The sequence below is a fragment of the Micromonospora sp. M51 genome (genome assembly GCF_018070305.1).
GTDB lineage: Bacteria > Actinomycetota > Actinomycetes > Mycobacteriales > Micromonosporaceae > Micromonospora > Micromonospora parva.
On the sequence record NZ_JAGPXZ010000775.1, the window covers coordinates 1 to 2,778 of the forward strand.

Sequence of the window (2,778 nt, forward strand, 5' to 3'; positions counted from 1 at the left end):
ATGGCCCTCTTCGGCGCGCACCGCCCGGTAGGCGTCGAAGCCGTCGGAGTGCCGCGCGCCGAAGAGGGCCATCACGGCGTCGCCGATGTACTTCTCCACCACCCCCTGCCAGCGGTGCAGCACACCGGCGACGGTGTCGAAGTAGGCCTGCTGCAACGCCCGGACGTCCTCCGGGTCGAGGCGGCCCACCAGGGCCGTGGAGCCGACGATGTCCGCGAAGAGGACGGTGACGACGCGCCTCTCCTGCGGTACCGGCCAGAGCGGGGTGACGGTCCGTTGCGTGTCGACGATGATGCTGGTGGTCATGGGTGTCGCACCGGCCTTTCTCCCCGCGGTTGCCTGATCACCTCCGGAGATTGGCACTCCTGGGCCGACGGGGGATCTGCAGAACGACGTATGTCGGCCACCTGCAACCTTTAGTCGCAAAGTCGACGCGAGGAGTACCACAAGCGGCAGGCAGCCGTAGAACGGTGCGGGGCCCTGTGATTAGGCTGCGTGGCATGGCCAGCGATGTGGACACCGCACCGCTCGTGGGCCGGGCCGAGCTGGTGCAGACGGTTCGGTCCGCGTTGCTCGGTGACGGCGCGCACGGGCAGACCGCGGCGGTCTTCCTGACCGGCGAGAGCGGTGTGGGAAAGACCCGGCTGTTGGATGAGATCGGCGACCGCCTGCGGGAGCGGGGTGCCGTGGTGCTCACCGGCAGCTGCCTGGACATCGGCGACGCCTCACCGCTGCACCCGCTGTTGCAGGCGCTGCGCCGGTTCGACACCGAAGTGTCCGCCTCGCCCGCCCGCACCTCCTCGGCGGTGCGGGGGCTGCTGCAGATGTTCGCCGACGAGACCGCCGGCCCGGACGGCGCGGGCGCGTTGCTGGAGCGGGTCTCCCGCGGCCTGCACCTGATCGCCGAGGGTCGGCCGTTGGTGCTGATCCTGGACGACCTGCAGTGGGTCGACCGCAGCACCCGTCAGCTTCTGCTCTACCTGCTCGCCGGCCTGGGTGATCTTCAGCTGTCGGTGTTGGCCGCGGTCCGGGCCGAGTCGTTGCAGGGCGCGCACCCGCTGCGTCGGGTGCTCACCGAATTGCGTCGGCTGCGCACGGTGCGGGTGCTCGACCTGGCGCCGCTGGGTCGGGCCGACACCGAGACGCTCGCCGCTGCGGTGGTCGGCCGGACGCTGAGCGCCGACGCGGCCGAGCAGGTGTGGCAGCGCAGCGGCGGCAACCCGTTCGTCATCGAGGAACTGGCCCGCGACCTGCGCGACGGCCGCGACGGCCTGTCCGAGACACTGCGGGAGATCTTCCTCGACCGCGTCGACGCGTTGCCCCAGCACGCGCACGCCGTGGTGCACGCGGTGGCCGCCGGTGTCGAGCCGGTGCAGCACTGGCTGCTGGCCGAGGTGCTGCGGATGCCGGAGGACGAGCTGATCGCCGCGGCTCGCGCCGCTGTCGCGCACCGGCTGCTGGTCGGCGCCGACGACGGCTACCGGCTGCGGCACCGCCTCGTCGCCGAGGTGTTGGCCCACGAGCTGCTGCCAGCCGAGCGCTCCGGGCTGCACCGCCGCTACGCCGAGGCGCTGACCACGGCGCCGGGCGAGCTGCACCAGGCCCGGCTGGCGCACCACTGGCGACTGGCCGGCGAACCGGCACGCGCCCTGCCGGCGGCGGTGGCCGCCGCGCAGGAGGCCGAACGGCTGCACGGTTACGCCGAGGCGCACCGGCACTGGTCCGCGGCGTTGCAGTTGGCCGCCGAGCCGGGCCCGTCGACGGTGGACCGGGTCGAGTTGCTGGAGAACGCCGCCGAGGCGGCCCACCACTGTGGGGAGCACGCCCGCGCGTTGGCCCTGCTGGAGGAGCTGGTCGCGCTGCGCGGTGGCGAGCCGAGCTGCGCGCTGCACATCCGCCGTGCCCGTTACCTGGCCGCCGCCGGTCGCTCCGCGTTGGCCGAGGAGGAGTACCAGCGGGCGCTGAAGGCCGAAGACTGCTCCCCCCGGGACCGGGCCACCGCCGCCGCCCGGCTGGCCGAGCTGCTGCTGCACCTCGGCCGGTACGCCGACGCCGGCGAGCGGGCCCGCGAGGCGCTGGCGTTGGCCGAGAACGTGGCGGGCTCGACGACCGAGGTGGTGCTGGCCAGTTCGGCGCTGGGCTTCAGCGACGCCTTCCTGGAAGACCCGGACGCCGGCCTGGCGGTCATGCGTGACGCCCTCGACACCGCCGAGCGCGCCGGTCAGCCGGAGGATGTGGCCTGCGCGTACCTGCACCTGGCGGAGCTGTTGACCGGGCCGCTGAACATCCTCGAAGAGGGTGTGGTGGTGGCCCGTCGGGGTGCCGAACGGGTGGCCGAGCTGGGGCTGGGCCGCACCTGGGGCACCCGGCTGCTGGCCATCGCCATCAACGGGCTGTTCCGGGTGGGCCAGTGGGCCGAGGCGGAGAAGGTGGTGGCCGTAGCGCTGCGACACCGACCGTCCGGTGCGGACGCGGTGGAGCTGCTGCTGGCCCGGTGCCGGCTCTCGGTGGGCTACGGCGACATCGAGGCCGCCGGTCGGGACCTCGACGCGGTGGCGACCCTGCTCGCCGGCGGCGGGGCGCGGCACGACATTCCGCTGCTCACCCTGCGCTCCGGGCTGGCCATGTGGGAGGGTCGGCACGACGTGGCGCGGCAGGCCGTGCAGCGCGGCCTCACCGAGAGCCGTTCCGACGACGTGATGATCCTCTCCGCGTTGGTCTGGCACGGCCTGCGCGCCGAGGCGGAGGCGCACGCCAGCCGCACCGTGGAGGTGGACC

General features: G+C 73.5%; 2 protein-coding genes. One reads left to right on the forward strand and one right to left on the reverse strand.

The window, feature by feature from the left end:
- The coding region (locus tag KBX53_RS28570; protein WP_210862672.1) for an adenylate/guanylate cyclase domain-containing protein at positions 1 to 306 on the reverse strand (306 nt) is incomplete at its 3' end.
- Positions 307 to 500: 194 nt separating this feature from the next.
- On the opposite strand from KBX53_RS28570, the gene KBX53_RS28575 reads away from it, so the two are divergent.
- Positions 501 to 2,778, forward strand: a 2,278-nt coding sequence (locus tag KBX53_RS28575; RefSeq protein ID WP_210862674.1) for an AAA family ATPase, incomplete at its 3' end; no start/stop codon positions are given.